The sequence below is a fragment of the Streptomyces sp. NBC_00236 genome, from assembly GCF_036195045.1.
Lineage (GTDB): Bacteria > Actinomycetota > Actinomycetes > Streptomycetales > Streptomycetaceae > Streptomyces.
Genome location: NZ_CP108100.1, coordinates 315,577 through 332,772 on the forward strand (window position 1 = coordinate 315,577; position 17,196 = coordinate 332,772).

13 protein-coding genes are annotated in these 17,196 nt (G+C 70.9%); 9 read left to right on the plus strand and 4 right to left on the minus strand.

Translation table 11 applies throughout. The features are described from left to right. Positions 1-271 precede the first annotated feature (271 nt). Positions 272-1,501 (plus strand): pectate lyase, encoded by a 1,230-nt coding sequence (locus OG446_RS37125; RefSeq protein ID WP_443050259.1) that lies wholly within the window; start codon positions 272-274, stop codon positions 1,499-1,501. Positions 1,502-1,592: 91 nt separating this feature from the next. On the opposite strand, the gene OG446_RS01445 is transcribed toward OG446_RS37125, so the two are convergent. Next, entirely contained in the window at positions 1,593-1,892 is a 300-nt protein-coding gene (locus OG446_RS01445) for a DUF1876 domain-containing protein (RefSeq protein ID WP_328892265.1), read from the minus strand. A gap of 256 nt (positions 1,893-2,148) precedes the next feature. Between OG446_RS01445 and OG446_RS01450 the strand changes: the two genes are divergently transcribed. Together OG446_RS01450 and OG446_RS01455 are read left to right on the plus strand one after the other, a co-directional pair. After that, positions 2,149-2,982 carry a PP2C family protein-serine/threonine phosphatase gene (locus OG446_RS01450; protein ID WP_328892266.1) on the plus strand — a complete coding sequence of 278 codons (834 nt, stop codon included), beginning with the start codon at positions 2,149-2,151 and terminating at the stop codon, positions 2,980-2,982. A gap of 64 nt (positions 2,983-3,046) precedes the next feature. Then, positions 3,047-4,042 (plus strand): MASE1 domain-containing protein, encoded by a 996-nt coding sequence (locus tag OG446_RS01455; protein WP_328898167.1) that lies wholly within the window; start codon positions 3,047-3,049, stop codon positions 4,040-4,042. A gap of 21 nt (positions 4,043-4,063) precedes the next feature. Here OG446_RS01455 and OG446_RS01460 read toward each other — a convergent pair whose 3' ends face one another. Next, entirely contained in the window at positions 4,064-5,323 is a 1,260-nt protein-coding gene (locus OG446_RS01460) for an FAD-binding protein (protein WP_328892267.1), read from the minus strand. Positions 5,324-5,740: 417 nt separating this feature from the next. On the opposite strand from OG446_RS01460, the gene OG446_RS01465 reads away from it, so the two are divergent. Beyond that, complete coding sequence (locus OG446_RS01465) at positions 5,741-7,243, plus strand: sugar transferase (RefSeq protein WP_328892268.1); 1,503 nt, start codon at positions 5,741-5,743, stop codon at positions 7,241-7,243. Between the two features lie 99 nt (positions 7,244-7,342). Here OG446_RS01465 and OG446_RS01470 read toward each other — a convergent pair whose 3' ends face one another. After that, positions 7,343-8,326 (minus strand): GDP-L-fucose synthase family protein, encoded by a 984-nt coding sequence (locus OG446_RS01470; protein ID WP_328892269.1) that lies wholly within the window; start codon positions 8,324-8,326, stop codon positions 7,343-7,345. Between the two features lie 115 nt (positions 8,327-8,441). Between OG446_RS01470 and gmd the strand changes: the two genes are divergently transcribed. The 5 genes from gmd to OG446_RS01495 are packed head-to-tail and all read left to right on the plus strand — an operon-like array spanning position 8,442 to position 16,018. Then, positions 8,442-9,455, plus strand: coding sequence for a GDP-mannose 4,6-dehydratase (gene gmd / locus OG446_RS01475; RefSeq protein ID WP_328892270.1), 1,014 nt, complete (start codon positions 8,442-8,444; stop codon positions 9,453-9,455). Then, entirely contained in the window at positions 9,452-12,241 is a 2,790-nt protein-coding gene (locus OG446_RS01480) for a LamG-like jellyroll fold domain-containing protein (RefSeq protein WP_328892271.1), read from the plus strand. Before gmd ends, OG446_RS01480 begins: the two co-directional genes overlap by 4 nt. Then, the gene (locus OG446_RS01485) at positions 12,238-14,493 is read left to right on the plus strand and encodes a LamG domain-containing protein (protein WP_328892272.1); all 2,256 of its coding nucleotides are present in this window, start codon (positions 12,238-12,240) and stop codon (positions 14,491-14,493) included. The genes OG446_RS01480 and OG446_RS01485 overlap by 4 nt, the downstream gene beginning before the upstream one ends. Beyond that, the gene (locus OG446_RS01490) at positions 14,490-15,194 is read left to right on the plus strand and encodes a hypothetical protein (RefSeq protein ID WP_328892273.1); all 705 of its coding nucleotides are present in this window, start codon (positions 14,490-14,492) and stop codon (positions 15,192-15,194) included. Before OG446_RS01485 ends, OG446_RS01490 begins: the two co-directional genes overlap by 4 nt. Further along, positions 15,191-16,018, plus strand: coding sequence for a glycosyltransferase family 2 protein (locus tag OG446_RS01495; protein WP_328892274.1), 828 nt, complete (start codon positions 15,191-15,193; stop codon positions 16,016-16,018). Before OG446_RS01490 ends, OG446_RS01495 begins: the two co-directional genes overlap by 4 nt. Position 16,019: 1 nt before the next feature. Here the strand turns inward: OG446_RS01495 and OG446_RS01500 are convergent, their stop codons facing one another. Next, on the minus strand, positions 16,020-17,183 hold the full coding sequence (locus tag OG446_RS01500) for a glycosyltransferase (protein WP_328892275.1): 1,164 nt from the start codon (positions 17,181-17,183) through the stop codon (positions 16,020-16,022). Positions 17,184-17,196: the final 13 nt, after the last annotated feature.

The following is a 17,196-nucleotide window of genomic DNA, read 5'->3' on the forward strand; positions in this document are numbered from 1 at the left end:
CCGCATCATGACACTCCCGCTTCTTGACCGGTCCATGCCGTTGACGTACCGTCACCGCTGTTCTCATACAAGAACTCGGTTCACCATACGGAACGCCATGAGTCATGGTTCCGATGGTCGAGGGATTGCCTACCACCGCACCAAACCACTCATTGGTGCCTGCGGAGGACACCGCAGGCGGTGAAAGGAATACCCAGTGCGTACCAGAAATCAGCATGCCAGACGCAGGGGCGGACGGGCAGCCGCCTCGTTCGTCGCGATAGCGTCGCTCGTGCTCGCAGGGCTCACGGCGCTGTTCGCCACCGGCTCCGCGACGGCAGCCCCCGCAGCCGGCTCGTACAGCCTGTCGAACGCCGCGAGCGGACTGTGTCTGGAGGTTCCCGGCGCGGGAACCTCGGACGGCGTCCAGCTCGCCCAGCGGTCCTGCAGTGGCGCCACGAACCAGACGTGGCAGCTCAAGAGCTCCGGCAGCGGCTACACGCTGACCGCCGCGCACAGCGCCAAGTGCGCCGGTGTCCGCGACGCCTCGACGAGTGCGGGCAAGGCCGTGGAGCAGCAGAGCTGCACCGGCGGGGCCGGCCAGGTGTGGACGCTGGCACAGGTCAGCGGGAGCACGTACCAGGTCGTCAACGCCAACGGCGGCAAGTGCCTGAACGTCAAGGACAGTTCGGTCGCGGCCGGCGCCCTCGTCCAGCAGAACTCCTGCGACTCGGTGACCAGCAAGCGCTGGACGTTCACCGCGGCCGGATCGACCCCCACCGACCCGCCCACGGACCCGCCGACCGACCCGCCGACGAACCCCGGCTCCCCGCCCGCCTGGCCGACGGCCACCAGCAGCCAGGCGGTGAGCTCGACGATGAAGGTGTCCGGCACCTACGACGGCGGCCTCAAGCGCTTCTACGGCAGCGGCGACCTGGGCAGTGACGGACAGGACGAGAACCAGCCGGCCCTGATCGAGCTGGCGGACGGCGCCACGCTGCAAAACGTCATCCTCGGCTCCCCCGCCGCGGACGGTGTGCACTGCCTGGGCGCCTGCACGTTGAAGAACGTGTGGTGGGAGGACGTGGGCGAGGACGCCGCCACCTTCCTCGGCGGTTCCTCCTCGCTGGTGCGCACGATCGACGGCGGCGGCGCGAAGCGGGCGGACGACAAGGTGTTCCAGCACAACGGCGGAGGCACCCTGGTCATCAAGAACTTCCAGGTCAGCGACTTCGGCAAGCTCTACCGCTCCTGTGGCAACTGCTCGACCCAGTACGGCCGCCACGTCCAGGTTCAGAACGTCTGGATCACCGCGCCCGGCGACGGTCTCGTGGGGATCAACCCCAACTACGGTGACACGGCCCGCCTCTCCGGCGTGACGATCTACGACGACGGAGGCCGTGACATCGACATCTGCACCAAGTACAAGGGTGTGACGAGCGGCGAGCCCACCAAGACGGGCACCGGCCCGGACAGCACGAACTGCCTGTACGCCACCTCCGACATCACCTATGTCGACTGATCACCGGTGACGTGCCGGGCCCGCCCGTCCCCGGCACGGGGGCGGGCGGGCCCTCGGCCGTGACCTGCCGTCGCGGGAGCCGGGCCGGTCCTCAGGCCGTCGCGTCCGACCAGGCGTACGGCGGTGGCACGGGCCCGTCCCCGGACCCCGCGCCGGCCCGGCCCAGCTCACGGTCGGCCACACTCATCAGCTGACCCGCGACATCGCGCATCGCGCGGCTCGCCGCCAGTTCGTCACCGATGGTGGGCACGTCCGGGTCCTGCGGGCTGCATCGGGCGACCCCGTGGCCGGTGAGTTTCGCCGTTCCGGTATCCAGCACCGCCTCCGCCTTCGTCGTCCCGTCGTCCTCCGACAGATCGACACGGACCGTCCACTCCATCGTGCGGTTCATCGTGCACCTCCCGGCCCGCACCGGCAGGCGGACGCCCGCCGCCGTACGGCTCCGCTTCCAGCATCCACCCAACCGGCCCCGCACGCCCGTCACGGCTCGGCCTGCGAGGTCGCCCGGACCGAAATAGGATGCAGGGACCACGCCCGCAGCAGCCGGGCCGGGCTCCTGCCCTCCGGGTCACCGGCGTCGATCTCTCGGCCCGACGCACCACCCCCCTGTGGTGCGGACGGCCACCACCTGCCCTGCGGAGCGGCCCATGAACCGGCGTCGTCCTCCCCGCCCGGCCAGTTCCGACGAACTGCTGACCACCCTCCAGGACCTCACCACGCGGGCCCGTCGGGAGGTGGAGCTGCATCAGGCGAGGGTGGAGCTGGCCGAGGCACTGCAGCGCGGAATGCTCCCCGCCACCCTTCCGTCGCTGCCCGGCCTGCAGACCGCCGCGCGGTACACCCCCGCACACAGCGGCCTGGACATCGGCGGCGACTGGTACGACGGATTCCTGCTGCCGGACGGTTCGCTGGCCTTCGCCATCGGGGACGTACAGGGCCACGACGTCGAGGCGGCGGCCTTCATGGGCCAGATCCGGATCGCGATGCGCGCGCTCGCGACCACGGCGGCCGATCCGGGTGAAGTGGTGGCCCGGACCAATGACCTCCTGCTGGCCGTCAGCTCCGGTCTCCTGGCGACCTGCACCTTCGTCCGGCTCGATCCGCGGACCCGGGAACTCCAGAGTGCCCGCGCCGGTCATGTGGGCGCGGTGTGGGCCACGGCGGACGGGCGGTCGGGCGTCACCGAGGACGAGGGCGGTCTGCCGCTCGGGGTCCAGAGCGGTGAGGAGTACCCGGTGACCACCCGGCGGCTCACGGCGGACGGGGCCTTCGTGCTGCTCACCGACGGCGTGATCGAAGGGCCGTCCTACCCGATCGACGAGGGACTGGACGCCGTCGTACAGCTGGTGCGCTCACGCGTCGGCGACGATGCGGACGAGCTGGCCGACGCGATCCTGGGGACCGCGGAACATACCGGGCACGAGGACGACGCCGCCGTACTCGTGCTGCGCCACGGGGCGCTTCCCGCCGCCCCCGGATGAGGCCGGGGAGAGCGACGCGTGTCACGCAGCGGCCTCCTGTCACGGCCGGTGTCTCATGAGAACCGTGATCCACAGCGAGCAGAACCGACGCAGGGCCATGACTTTGCTGCGCGTCCTGGCCGTCGCCGGTGCCTACTACGCGGCCGCGGACCTGGGCCTGCTCCGGCAGGTGACTGTCCGCGGGGCGGTCGTCACTCCGCTGTGGCCACCGACCGGAATCGCGCTGGGTGCCCTGCTGGTCATGGGGTTGCGCGTGTGGCCCGGGATCGCACTCGGCTCCCTGCTCGTCATCGCCACGCTCAGCGGTTCGGTGTCGGCGTCCACCGCCCTCGTCGTGGCGGGCAACACGCTCGCGCCCGTCTGCGCCTTCCTGCTGCTGCGCAGCGTGGGATTCCGTCCGGAACTTGCACGGCTGCGCGACGGTGTCGTCCTGGTGTTCCTGGGCGCGATGACCGGCATGGCCATCAGCGCGAGCACGGGAACCCTCGTACTGCTGGCTGACGGAAAACTGCCCGCGAGCGGGTTCTGGCCGGTCTGGGCGGCGTGGTGGGCCGGTGACGTCATGGGCGTCCTCGTGGTCACCCCGCTGCTGCTCGTCCTGCGGCGCCTGCGGATGCCGCGGCTCACCGACCGGTGGATGGAGGGGACCGCCCTGCTGATCGTCGCGGTGCCGGGCACGCTGCTCGCCACCCGCAGCTCGCTGTCGATGCTCTACCTGGTGTTCCCGATCCTGGTCTGGGCGGCGCTGCGCTTCCAGCTCGCGGGCAGCGCTCCGTGCGCCCTGCTGATCTCGGTCCTGGCGGTGGTCGCGGGGACGGACAGGGTGGGCCCGTTCATGGACCACACCATGCTGGAGGTCATGGTCAACCTCACGGTTCTGAACGGGGCCGTCGCACTGACCGCGCTCCTGCTGGCCGCCCTCGTCGCAGAACAGCAGACCGTCCGGCACCGGATCGAGCATGCCTGCGAGGAACTGGCCGACCTGGTGGACCAGCTCGCCCCGGGGAGATCGGCGGCCGCCTGGCCGTCCCGGTCGAGGGACGAACGCGAGAGCCGCTGATCCACCCGGGGCGGACGGGGTTCACCGCCGGAAGTGCCGGTCCAGGAAGTCGTTGCGGAACGTGCCCGCCGGGTCGTAGCGGTTCATCAGCCGCTCGAAGTCCGCGTACCGCCCGTACAGCGTGCGCAGCACGCCGGGGTCGGTGCCGAAGACCTTGCCCCAGTGCGGGCGGGCACCGAACGGAGCCAGCGCCTCCTCGATCTCCGCGAGCACCGGCGCGACGGCCGCGCCGTCGGGGACCCAGGTGAAGTGGAAGGCCACCGAGTCCCGGCCGGAGGCGGGACTCAGCCACAGGTCGTCGCCCGCCACGGTACGGATCTCGGAGATCTGGAGCAGCGGGGTGATCCGCTCGCGGAGCCGGGCCACCGCCTCGTACGCCGCGGCGGCGTCCTCCCGGGCCACGAAGTACTCGGACTGCAGCTCGTCGCCGTTGCTGGGCGTGAACTCCAGCCGGAAGTGCGGCAGCCGTCGGTGCCACGGCCCGGGGACACCCTCCTGCCGGGTGCAGTTCCCGGCCGGCACTCCGGGGATCGGGTGGCGCGGGCCGTCGGCGAGCCGTGCACCAAGCCATTCGGCCGGCGCCTGCCGCGTCCCCTCGTCCCCGACCCGCTGCTTGAGCCACACCTGTCCGACGGGGCCGGGCCGCCAGTCGGTGAAGACGCTGACGCTGTACGCGGCCGACATCACCTCGTCGAACCGGCCGGTCAGCACGGACTCGGGCAGGTCCTCGTAGACCCACTGCCGTACGTCGAACGCGTCCACCAGGTCCAGGGTCAGCCGGGTCACCACGCCCAGGGCGCCCATGGACACCACCGCACCCGGAAAGTCCGCGTCACCGCGCCGCAGGGTGACCGTCCCGCCGTCCGCCGTCACCATGTCGAGGGCCCGGACGGCGCCGGCGAGGGAACGGTTCGCCACACCCGAACCGTGGGTTCCGGTCGCACAGGCACCCGCCACCGAGATGTGCGGCAGGGAGCCCAGATTGTGCAGCGCGAAGCCGCTCTCGTGCAGCTCGGCGGCGAACTCCCCGAACCGGAGCCCCGCGCTGACGGTGACCGCCCCCGCCTCCCGGTCGATGTCGACCACCCGCGGCAGTCCGGCCACGGACACGAGGTCCCCGGTGGTGTCGGCGACCGTGTTGAACGAGTGCCGGGTGCCCAGGGCGCGCACCGTGCTGGAGGCGGCGACCGTGTCCCGCAGTTCGGCCTCGGAACCGGGGATGCACACCCGCCTCGCCCCGAACGTGATGTTGCCGGCCCAGTTCGTCTCCGCGGGAGTCACCGTGCGTTCCTCTTTCGCTCGTGCCGGGCGCTGTCCCCCGGCACCTCATTCTCCCAGACGGCAGCGGGTGCCACGGCGGCGAGCAGGGCGTTCCGCCCAACCCTGCCACCGCGGAGGGCAGTTGGCGGACGGTCGTACATATCCGCACACCTTCCCATTCCGGGGTGTCCCAAATACCAACAGCCGCTCACAGAACCTGAGATCCCGTACGGAACGGGACGAGTTCCGGTGCGCACGGCCTGTCTGAACTTCACCGGAACTCCAGCGAAATGGCACGTGTGTGGATATCGTGCACCGAGCGAGGGCGCATCCGTCAGTCCACAGGATCGGCGGATGCGCCCCGTTTGTGGCAATGCAACTGTGACTGGGGGGTTCATGGGGCATGTCGAGCTACCCGAATCCGAAATATCAGGACCCGTGGGACTGGCGGGGGCGCCTCGTCCACGGACTGCTTCGCACCGGCCTCGCCGACAGGACTTCGACCGCCTGCGGCAGGGCCCGACCGTACAGCGCGACCGTTCTGACCGGCCCGGGCCGAACAGCAGACCCGGCCGGTATCTGCCGCTCGTCATCGGCTTCGACCTCTTCGGTCTGGGGGTTCCCGCCTGGCTCGTCCTGCGCACCGACGGACAGCCCAGGGCCCTGGCCGGCGCGGCGGCCGCCGCGATGGTGTGGTCCGGGGTACGGGCCGTGCGCGGCCGGTACACGGCCCGCGGTACGGGCCGGCCGCCGGGCGCGCTGACCGCCGCGGGTGACTGGCTGCTGCTCATCGGGCTGATGGCGGTGCTCTGGACCGCTGTCGACGGCACCATCGACCCGGCGACGGCCGTGGTGGCCCTGGTACCGGGCCTGCTGGCAACGGCGACGGTCTCCGGGGTGCGGCAGCTGCCGTGGTCCGGGCGGCGCGGGACGGTCCGGCGTGTCCTGGTGGTGGGCGAGGCCGCGGGGGTGGACCGGGCGGTGCGACTGCTCGCCGCCCGGGCGGACCACGGCTACCTCGTGGTGGCTGCCGTGCCCGTCGGGACGACGACCCTGACCTGTGAGGCTCCGGTGCCGGGGCGGCTCGCGCCGCAGCCGGCCGACGACGACGCCTCGACGGTGCTGGGTGCGGCCTTCGCCCACGAAGCGGACCTGGCTCTGGTGGTGCCGGGGCCGCAGCTCGCCGAGGAGCGGATACGGCAGCTGTCGTGGGGGCTGCACGACGGCGGGCTCGACCTGTCCGTGCTCTCGCCTCTCTCGGAGATCGCCGAGAACCGGGTCCGGCCCTCGTCGGCCGCCGGGCTGACCCTGCTCCACATAGTGCCGCCACTGCGGCGCGGCCCGCAGCAGGCTCTCAAGGCCGCGGTGGACCGCACCGGCGCCGCGCTCGGCCTGATCGCACTGGCCCCGCTGCTGGTGACGGTCGCGGCCGCGGTCCGGTTCACCTCGGCCGGGCCGGTCTTCCACCGGCAGATCCGTCAGGGGCGGCACAACCAGCCGTTCACCATGTGGAAGTTCCGCACGATGGTGGTGGACGCCGAACAGCACAAGGCGCGGTTGGTGACGGCGAACGAGAACGACGGCCCGATGTTCAAGATGCGCCGGGACCCCCGGGTGACCCGCATCGGCCGGCTGCTGCGCCGCTCGTCGCTCGACGAGCTGCCCCAGCTCTTCAACGTGCTGCGGGGTGACATGTCCCTGGTGGGCCCACGACCGCCGTTGCCCGACGAGGTGTCGCACTACGACGAACATGAGCTGAGGCGGCTCGCCGTCAGGCCGGGGCTGACCGGGCTCTGGCAGGTCAGCGGGCGGTCCGACCTGTCCTGGCAGGAGACCGTGTCACTCGATCTGTGGTACGTCGACAACTGGTCGGTGGCCACGGACATGGGACTCATGGCCCGTACGCTGCGCGCCGTCACCGACGGCCGCGGGGCGTACTGAGAGCGGGCGGCACACATGAGCGGAAAGCGAGCGGGCCGGGTGGAGGGTCGCACTGCCGCGGCCGCCCACCCGGCCCGGGCCCCGGGCGCCGGAGGCCGGTCAGGCCCCTGCGCCCTGCTGATCCAGCCACCAGGCATAGGTCCGGGCGATTCCGTCACGCAGTGGGACCTGCGGCTTGAAGCCGAGGGAGGACAGCCGGGACACGTCCAGGAGCTTGCGCGGCGTTCCGTCCGGTTTGGCCGTGTCCCACTCGATCCGTCCCTGATACGAGGTCACATCGGAGATCGTGGAGGCGAGTTCACGGATCGTCAGGTCGTCGCCGCAGCCCACGTTCACGGGTGCGTCACCGTCGTACCGCTCCAGCAGCAGTACGCAGGCGGCGGCCAGGTCGTCGACGTGCAGGAACTCCCGGCGGGGGCTGCCCGAGCCCCAGAGCGTGACGGTCGGCGCGTCGCCCTGCCGTGCTTCGTGGAAGCGGCGGATCAGCGCGGGCAGGACGTGCGAGGTCTCCAGGTCGAAGTTGTCGCCCGGACCGTAGAGATTGGTGGGCATGGCGCTGATGTACGCGGCACCGTACTGACGGCGGTAGGACTGGATCTGCACGATTCCGGCGATCTTCGCGAGGGCGTAGGCCTCGTTGGTCGGCTCCAGCGGGCCGGTGAGCAGTGCGGACTCGGGTATGGGCTGCGGGGCCAGCTTGGGGTAGATGCAGGACGAGCCGAGGAAGAGCAGCCGCTCGGTGCCGGCGGCGTGCGCGCCCGCGATCACGCTCAGCTGGATGCGCAGGTTGTCCTCGATGAACTGCACGGGATACGTGCTGTTGGCCATGATTCCGCCGACCTTGGCGGCGGCCAGCACCACGGCGTCGGGGCGGGTGTCGCGCAGGAAGGCCCCGGTGCGCTCGGCGTCGCGCAGGTCGAGGAACTCGCGCCCGCGGGTGATCACTTCATGACCGTCGGCGGTCAGGCGCCGCACCAGCGCCGAGCCCACGAGACCGCGGTGGCCGGCGACGAACACGCGGGCGCCGGGACGTAGCAGGGACGGGACGGATTCCTGGGGAGGGCCGGGGAGATCAGTCGTCATGGCTCGGATTGTGCCAGCAGCTGTATGACGCGGTGACGTTTTGCCGCAGATCGCTCAAACTCTGAAATTTCGGCGTTGCCCGGCCGCCTCTCAGGCGGCCGCAGAAGGGGGAGACATGGCGAAGACCGCGCTCATCACCGGTGTGACCGGACAGGACGGTTCGTACCTGTCCGAGCTGCTGCTCCAGAAGGGATACACGGTCCACGGGCTCATCCGCCGCTCGTCGACCTTCAACACCGAGCGGATCGACCACATCTACCAGGGGCCTGAGGAGGAGAACCGCTCGTTCGTGCTGCACCACGCCGATCTCGCCGACGGGGTCGCCCTGGTGAACCTGCTCCGCGACATCCGCCCCGACGAGGTCTACAACCTCGGCGCCCAGTCGCATGTCCGGGTCTCCTTCGACGCCCCGCTGTACACCGGCGACATCACCGGTCTCGGGACGATCCGGCTGCTGGAGGCCGTGCGGGCCAGCGGCATCGACACCCGGGTCTACCAGGCGTCCTCCTCGGAGATGTTCGGCGCGAATCCGCCGCCGCAGAACGAGCAGACCCCCTTCCATCCGCGCAGCCCGTACAGCGTCGCCAAGGTGTATTCGTACTGGGCGACCGTCAACTACCGTGAGGCGTACGGGATGTTCGCGGTCAACGGCATCCTGTTCAACCACGAGTCACCGCGTCGCGGGGAGACCTTCGTGACCCGGAAGATCACGCGTGGTGTGGCCCGGATCAAGGCGGGACTGCAGACGCATCTGCATCTGGGCAACCTGGACGCGGTGCGTGACTGGGGGTACGCCCCCGAGTACGTCGACGCGATGTGGCGCATGCTGCAGTGCGACACCCCGGACGACTACGTGGTGGCGACCGGCGAGGGTGTCAGCGTCCGGCAGTTCCTGGAGTACGCCTTCGAGCACGCCGGTCTCGACTGGCGCGAGCATGTCCGCTACGACGCGAAGTACGAGCGCCCCAGCGAGGTCGACGCCCTGATCGGGGACGCGTCCAAGGCCGCGGAGCTGCTGGGCTGGAAGCCCGCCGTGAAGTCGCAGGAGCTGGCCCGGATCATGGTCGACGCCGATGTCAGGCAGCTGGCCGATCAGCTCACCGGAGCGGCCGTGCGGGTGGACCGATGAGCTATCCCGGACGTCTCAGACGCAGCCGCAGCGGTGTGTTCGCCGTCGTCATCGCCCTCACGGGCGGGGTCCTGACCGCTTCCGCGGTGACCGCTCCCCCGGCCGCCGCGCTCACCGATCCGGTCGGCTTCACCGCCGACCACCTCGCCACGTACCAGACGAACGGCATCGTGTGGTCGCTCGCCGAGGCGAACGGGGTCGTCTACGCGGGCGGCACCTTCACCAACGTCCGCCCGGCGGGCTCCCCCGCGGGCAGCAACACCACGTCCGCCGTCAACTTCGCCGCGTTCAACGCGGCCACCGGGGCGCCGACCGGCTGCTCGCTCTCCTTCACCCGCTCCAGCGGCACCGCGACGGTACGGGCGCTCGCGGTCTCCCCCGACAAGTCCACGCTGTACGCGGGCGGTTACTTCAACGCGGTCAACGGGACGCCGGCCAACGGCCTGGTCGCCGTCAACACCGCCACCTGTACCCTGCGTTCGGGGTTCGCTCCGAACTTCGGGGCGACCGTGCGGGCGCTCGACGTGGCGGCGAACGGCACGGTCTACGCGGGCGGCGACTTCCAGAGCGTCAACGGGCAGACCCGCCGCTTCTTCGGCGCGGTCACGGCAGCCGGTGCGCTGACGGCCTGGAACCCGGACGCCGATGATCCCGGCCGGGCGCTGAAGGTCACCCCGGACGGGCAGAGCGTGCTGATCGGCGGGGACTTCGTCACGGTGGGCGGAGCCAACTCGCACGCGCTCGCGGTGACCGCCGCCGGCACGGGAGCGCTGACCCGCGCGTACACCAACAACTTCATCCCGTCGTCCGCCGTGATCAAGGACATCGTCACGGACTCCGCGTCCGGCGGCTGGTACGTGGCCGGCGAAGGGGCCGGAGGGGCCTCGTTCGACGGCCGGCTCGCCATGGATCTGACCACGTTCGACCAGCGCTGGCGGGACACCTGCCAGGGCGCCACACAGGCGCTGCGGGTCTACCGCGGGGTGCTGTACGCGGGCAGCCACGTCCACGACTGCTCCACCATGGGCGGTTTCCCCAACCAGGTCCGCAAGCACCTGACCGCCCAGGCCGTCGACGATCCGGCGATGCTCGGCTGGCTGCCGGACACCAACGACGGCATCGGTGAGCCGGTGGGGCCGCGCGCACTGACCGTCTCGTCCCGCGACGGACACGACTACCTCTGGGTCGGCGGCGAGTTCACCACGGTCAACGGGGTCGCCCAGCAGGCCCTGACCCGGTTCGCCGACTCGCCGGACACCGGGGCGCCGTCCGCACCGGTGGTCAGCCTCTCCGCGCCGCGGGCCGGTGAGGTACGGGTGAGCTGGCGCTCCAGCCTGGACCTGGACGACAGCCGGCTCACCTACCGGATGTACCGCGACGGCGGCTCGACGCCGGTCCACACGACGACGGGTTCCTCGCTCTTCTTCAGCCGGCCGCAGCTGACGTTCACCGACACGAACGTGGTGGCGGGCCGCAGTTACTCCTACCGGATCACCGCGAGCGACGGCACCAACACCAGCGCGCTCTCCGCGGGCGCCTCGGTCACCGCGGCCGGTTCGGCGAGTCCGTACGCGGAGCGCGTGCTCGCCGACGGGGCGGACCTGTACTGGCGTTACGACGAGGCGGGCGGCGCCTTCGCCTCGGACGCCTCGGACAACGACGACGGCGGGGTGTACACGAACGCCCCGTCGTACCGTTCGACACCGTCCGCCGTGACCGGCTCCACGGCGCTCGCCCTCAACGGCACCGACGAGTACGTCTACAGCGACCGGCTGCATCACTACACCTCACCCACCCCGTACTCCATCGAGACGTGGTTCCGTACGAGCACGACCCGCGGCGGGCGCATCGTCGGGTACGGCAGCAACATCGGCACCGCGCAGGGGCACACCAGCGGGATCTCCGACAAGATCCTGTACCTCACCGACAACGGGCGCCTCGCCTTCGGGGTCCAGGTCGGCAGCTCCAGCAGCCGACCGACGATCACCTCCGCCGCGTCCTACAACGACAACGCCTGGCACCACGTGGTCGCCACCCAGGGCCCGTCCGGCATGCGGCTCTACGTGGACGGGGCGCAGGCCGGCACCAACACCACCACCGGCAACCGCTCGTACAACGGCTACTGGCGCGTCGGCGGGGACGCCATGGCCACGGCCTGGCCCAACCGTCCGACCAGCACCTACTTCGCGGGGCAGGTCGACGAGACGGCCATCTACCCCTCCGCGCTGACCGCCGCCCAGGTGGCCGCGCACCACGATCTGGCGGACACCCCGCCCGGTCCCGGGGACACCACGGTCACCCTGACGCCGACGGAGGACGCGTACGTCAACGGGGTCGCCGCGAACACCACGTACAACGACACCCAGCTCGCCTCCCGGGGGACCACGCCGTACGTCGGCTACCTCCGCTTCGCCCTGCCCGCCGCCCCCGCCGGGCAGCAGCTCACGAGCGCCCGGCTCACCTTCCGTACCTCGTCGGACGCCACGGCGGGCTCGGCCGAACCCCACACACTCGTGCCGGTCACCGGCGCGTGGACCGAGTCGGCGGTCACCTACAACACCCGCCCGTCACTCGCCACGACGGTGCTGGGGACGATCTCCGGCGCAACCGCCGTCTCCACCGACTACTCGGTGGAGCTGAACGCGCCGGTACTGGGCGGGGCCCTGGGCTCCGCCTACTCACTCGCTCTGACCAGCGGCGGGACGGACAGTCTCCGCATCTGGTCCGGCGAAGTCGCAACCGCGGCCTACCGGCCGCAGCTCGTTCTCACCTTCGGAGCTGAATGATGAACGAAAGTACGGGGCGCAGACGCGGCGCCCACGGCCGCGCGCGTGCCGCGGCCGCCGCGCTCTGCCTCCTCGCCGGAGCCCTGAGCGCCGCCGCCGGGGGCTCCCCGGCAGCGGCCCTCACCCCACCGGTCTCCATCACCGCGGACGACCTGACCACGTGGCAGACCAACGGCATCGTCTGGTCGATGGCCGCCTCCGCCGACGGGGTGGTCTACGCGGGCGGCACCTTCTCCACCGTACGGCCGCCGGACGCACCGGCCGGCACCTCCGAGCAGCCGGCGGTGAACTTCGCCGCGTTCGACGCCGCGAGCGGGGCGCCGACGGGGTGCAGTCTGTCGTTCACCCTCTCCTCCGGAACGGCGACCGTGCGCTCCCTCGTCCTGTCGCCGGACGGTGACACCCTGTACGCGGGCGGTCAGTTCGGCGCCGTCAACGGGGTCGGGGTCAGCAATATCGCGGCCGTCGACACGGCCACGTGCACCCCGCGCGAGGACTTCAAGGTCGCCGTGTCCGCGACGGTGCGGGCGCTCGCCGTCACGGATGACACCGTCTACCTCGGCGGTGACTTCAACAGTGTCGCGGGGCAGACCCGCAACAAGTTCGCGGCCGTGACCACCGGCGCCCAGCTCAAGCCGTTCACCGCGAACACGGACGAGGTGGGCCGGGCCGTGGAGGTCACCCCCGACGGCTCGCACGTGGTGATCGGCGGGGACTTCTTCACCGTCAACGGAACGAACTCGCACGCGCTGGCCGTGGTGGACGCCACGACGGGCGCCCTGGACAAGAGCTATCCGGGATTCATTCCGAACACCTCGACGGTGCAGGACCTGACGTCGGACGCCACCCAGTTCTACACCGCCAACGAAGGCACCGGCGGTGGTGTCTTCGACGGCCGCATCGCCCTCGACCTGAGCACGTTCTCCCAGGTCTGGCGCGACACGTGCCTGGGTGCCACCCAGGCCCTGCTGGTGCACAACGGGGTGCTGTACAGCGGCAGTCACGCCCATGACTGCGCGTCCATGGGAGAGTTCCCCGACCAGCCGCGCAAGCACCTGCTGGCGCAGGCGGTCGACGACCCGAAGCTGCTGCCGTGGTTCCCGGACACCAATGACGGGATCGGGGAGCCCGTCGGTCCGCGGGTGATGGCGCAGACGGACAAGGGCGGCCGTCACTATCTGTGGGTGGGCGGCGAGTTCACCACGGTCAACGGCTCGGCGCAGCAGGGTCTGACCCGGTTCGCGGACGGCCCGGACACGGGGGCGCCGTGGGTGCCCAACGCCAGTGTCTCCACGGTCCGCCCGGGCGAGGTGGACGTGAACTGGCAGACCAGCTTCGACACCGACGACGGCGAGCTGACCTACCGGATCTACAAGGACGGCGCGAGCACCCCCGTGCACACCGTCACGGGCTACTCGGTGTTCTGGAACCGGCCGCAGCTCACATGGACGGACCGGGACGTGGCACCGGGCGAGACGCACACCTACCGGATCAGCGCGAGCGACGGCACCAACACCAGCGCCAAGTCGCCAGCGGTGACAGCGGACGTGGCATCCGCGGCGGAGGCGTATCCCGCCCGGGTGATCGCGGACGGGTCCTCGCTGTACTGGCGCTACGACGAGGGGACTTCGACGTTCGCCGCCGACGCCTCCGGCAATCTGAACAACGGCTTCCTGCGCAACGCGCCGTCCTACCGCCAGACTCCGGCGGCGATCTCGGGTCCGTCCACCGCGATCGGCTTCGACGGTACGAACGAGTACGCCTACGGCAACCGGCCGAGCGCCTCGCCGGGCACGTTCTCGGTGGAGACGTGGATCAGGACGACGACCACCCGAGGAGGGAACATTCTCGGGTTCGGCAATCTGACCATGGAGAACAGCGGCCAGCACGACAAGAGCGTCTACATGCGCAATGACGGTCGTCTGGCGTTCGGCGTCTACAGCGGCGGCTACCGGGCGGTGGCCACGTCCGCCGCGTACAACGACGGTGCCTGGCACCATGTGGTGGCCACTCAGGGCTCCGGGGGCGTGGCGCTGTACGTCGACGGACAGCTCCGCGCCACCAATCCGCTGTACACCGGCAACAGGAACTACCAGGGCTACTGGCGGGTCGGCGGGGACAACCTGTCCGGCTGGCCGAGCCGTCCGACGAGCAACTTCTTCGCCGGACAGATCGACGAGACGGCGGTCTATCCGACCGTGCTGAGCAGCTCGAAGGTCACTGCCCATTACGCGCTGAGGACGGGTGGATGAGGTATCCGTTCCTGGCCGGCGCCGCCGTCGTCGTGATGACGGCGGCGCTGGCCGCCTGCGGTTCGTCCTCCGACGACGAAGGCGGGGAGAAGACGGCCGGAGCCGCTTCCGCGGCCTCGTCGGGGGCGGCCTCGCCGGGGCCGGCGGCAGGATCCGGGAGTCCTTCCGCCGCGGATCCGCGGGCCTCTGCGACCAGCGAGCCACCGAAGATTCCCGCCGGCGAACTCACCCCGGCCACCGGCACGTTCACGAAGAAGCAGAAGGAGTACCTCGTCGACCGTGTGCCCAGGGGGATGGACCCCGCGGCCGTGCTCCAGACCGGCCAGGAGACCTGTGACCGGCTGACGTATCTCGTCAAGGTGGACCGGGACACGGCAGTCGGCGCGATCGTCACCGGTGAGATCGCCGACGCGAAGCCCGCCGTCGAGCACCTGTGCGCGCAGCACAAGGAGCTGGTGGAGCGGGCGTCCGGGGGGTACGCCGACGGCACGCACGAGGGCAAGGCGCTCCGTGCGGGGCGCTACCGCGACGTCTCCCCCACCAGGACCTGCAGTTGGCAGGTCACCGGGGCGAACGGCAGGAACCTCGTGTCGGGGTCCTCGGACGACGGCAGACGGACCGTGATCACGATCCCGGAGGCGGCCCGCGCCTTCACCTCCACAGGCTGCTACGCCTGGCTGCCCGAAGGAGACAACGGATGAGCAAACTGCCGATAGCCGTGGCGATCCCCACGAAGAACGAGGGGCTCAACATCGCCGAGGCGGTGAAGTCGGTGCTCGGACACTTCGAGGCGGTCGTCGTCGTCGACTCGCACAGCACCGACGACACGGCCAAGATCGCCGCGGAGTGCGGGGCCGAGGTCGTGATGTACACCTGGGACGGCGGGCACCCCAGGAAGAAGCAGTGGTGCCTGGACCACGTCCGCACGGACCTGGACTGGATCCTGCTGCTCGACGGCGACGAGCGGCTGAGCCCGGGTCTGCTGGCCGAACTGCGGCAGATCTTCGCCGATCCGGACGCGCCCCGGCCGGCCGCGTACGACATCCCGCTGGGGTACTGGTTCTCGGGGAAGCGGCTGCGACACGGATACACCATCCGCAAGCGCTCGCTGACCGATCGCACCCGCAGCCACTACCCGGAGGTGGGCGATCTCGCCGCGCCGGGCATCGGCGAGGTGGAGGGGCACTACCAGCCGGTCGCGGACAGCGCGCAGTCCCTCCGCAACCCGATCGAGCACCAGGACCTCGATCCGGTGACCGCCTGGTTCGAGCGGCACAACAGGTACTCGGACTGGGAGGCGTGGCTTGAGCACCACCCCGACGTCAAGGAACAGGTGCGCCGGGTCAAGTCGCGGCAGGGGCAGCTGTTCCACAAGGCGCCGTTCAAACCGCTGGTGTCCTTCGCGTACATGTACGTGTACCGGCGGGGCTTCCTGGACGGGCGGGCGGGGCTCGACTTCGCGCTGGCGATGAGCTTCTACCGGTGGCAGATCGCGCTCAAGTCACGGGAGAGGCCGTCTCCTTGACTCATCGGCGCTTCCGGCGGGCCACCACGTCCTGGTAGGTCCGCCGGAGCGTCCGGGTCACGACGTCGATGGTGAAGTGCTCGTTCACCAGCTCCCAGGCCGCCTTCCCCGCTTCCGCGTTGGCCTCGGGCTCCAGCAGCTCCAGGACCGCCTGCGCGACCTTCTGCGCGTTGGCCCCGTCCTCACCCACCCGGCTGTCGATCACCCGGCCGGCTCCGGCCCGGGCCACGTCGGGGCCGAGGCCGCAGGTGCGGGTGACGACCACGGGGGTGCCGACGGACATCGCCTCGAGGACCGAGACGCCCAGGGGCTCCTCGATCGAGGGCAGGACGTACACATCGGCCTGCCGTCCGGCAGCCAGTACCTCCTCGTGGCCCAGCGGCCCGACGTGGTCGAGCGAGTCCAGCACGCCCAGGCTGCCGGCCAGTCGCAGGGTGCCGGGGAGTGCGCCGGTGTCGGGCCCGGCCAGGACGAAACGCGCCTCCGGGTGTTTCGCGAGGATCGCGGGCATCGCGGCCACGAAGTCCTCCGGGCGCTTGCGCTCCTGGATCCGGGCGAGGAAGAGCACGGTCGGCGGGCGGGCCGGGTCGCGGGCGGGCTTGAACTCCTGCGGGCGCACGCCGTTGACCAGGCGCACGGTCCTGGTGAGCGCGACGGGGGCCGCGACGGCGTTCACATCTGCCCGTTCGGCCTCGGTCAGATGGAGCACCGCGTCCGCGCCGCGCAGGACCTTCCGTACGCCCAGCAGGTCCGTCAACTGCGCCACGCGCTTCTCGGTGGGGTCCACCATGCCGTGCGTCTGCACGACGAGCGGGGTCCGGGTGGCCAGTGCGAGGAGCGCGGCGGGCAGCGTGACCAGGTCGCGCATCAGATGGACGTGTACGAGATCGGCGCCGCGCATCATGCGGACCGCGGTCCGCAGGAGGGCTCCCGAGGTGATGCCGCTGACCTCGAACATCGGCAGCACGTGGCGGGCCTGGAAGAGGTGGACGGGCACACCCTCCACCTCACCGGGCAGCGGGCCGTCGAAGCCGTCGCCCAGGGCCATGATCCGGGCGTCGTCGCCCCCTGCGCGCTGGACCTTCGACAGGTTCAGGGCCACTCGGGTCGGACCGCCGAAGGCGTGGTCCGGGGTGTGCAGTGTGACGATGTGCAGGATCTTCACCAGGGTTCCCCTC

Bases quoted from the DNA above. Each gene is read 5' to 3' on its own strand.
- OG446_RS01445 (WP_328892265.1), bottom strand. From the start codon at position 1,892: ATGAACCGCACGATGGAGTGGACGGTCCGTGTCGATCTGTCGGAGGAC.
- OG446_RS01450 (WP_328892266.1), top strand. From the start codon at position 2,149: ATGAACCGGCGTCGTCCTCCCCGCCCGGCCAGTTCCGACGAACTGCTG.
- OG446_RS01470 (WP_328892269.1), bottom strand. From the start codon at position 8,326: ATGACGACTGATCTCCCCGGCCCTCCCCAGGAATCCGTCCCGTCCCTG.
- gmd (WP_328892270.1), top strand. From the start codon at position 8,442: ATGGCGAAGACCGCGCTCATCACCGGTGTGACCGGACAGGACGGTTCG.
- OG446_RS01480 (WP_328892271.1), top strand. From the start codon at position 9,452: ATGAGCTATCCCGGACGTCTCAGACGCAGCCGCAGCGGTGTGTTCGCC.
- OG446_RS01485 (WP_328892272.1), top strand. From the start codon at position 12,238: ATGATGAACGAAAGTACGGGGCGCAGACGCGGCGCCCACGGCCGCGCG.
- OG446_RS01490 (WP_328892273.1), top strand. From the start codon at position 14,490: ATGAGGTATCCGTTCCTGGCCGGCGCCGCCGTCGTCGTGATGACGGCG.
- OG446_RS01495 (WP_328892274.1), top strand. From the start codon at position 15,191: ATGAGCAAACTGCCGATAGCCGTGGCGATCCCCACGAAGAACGAGGGG.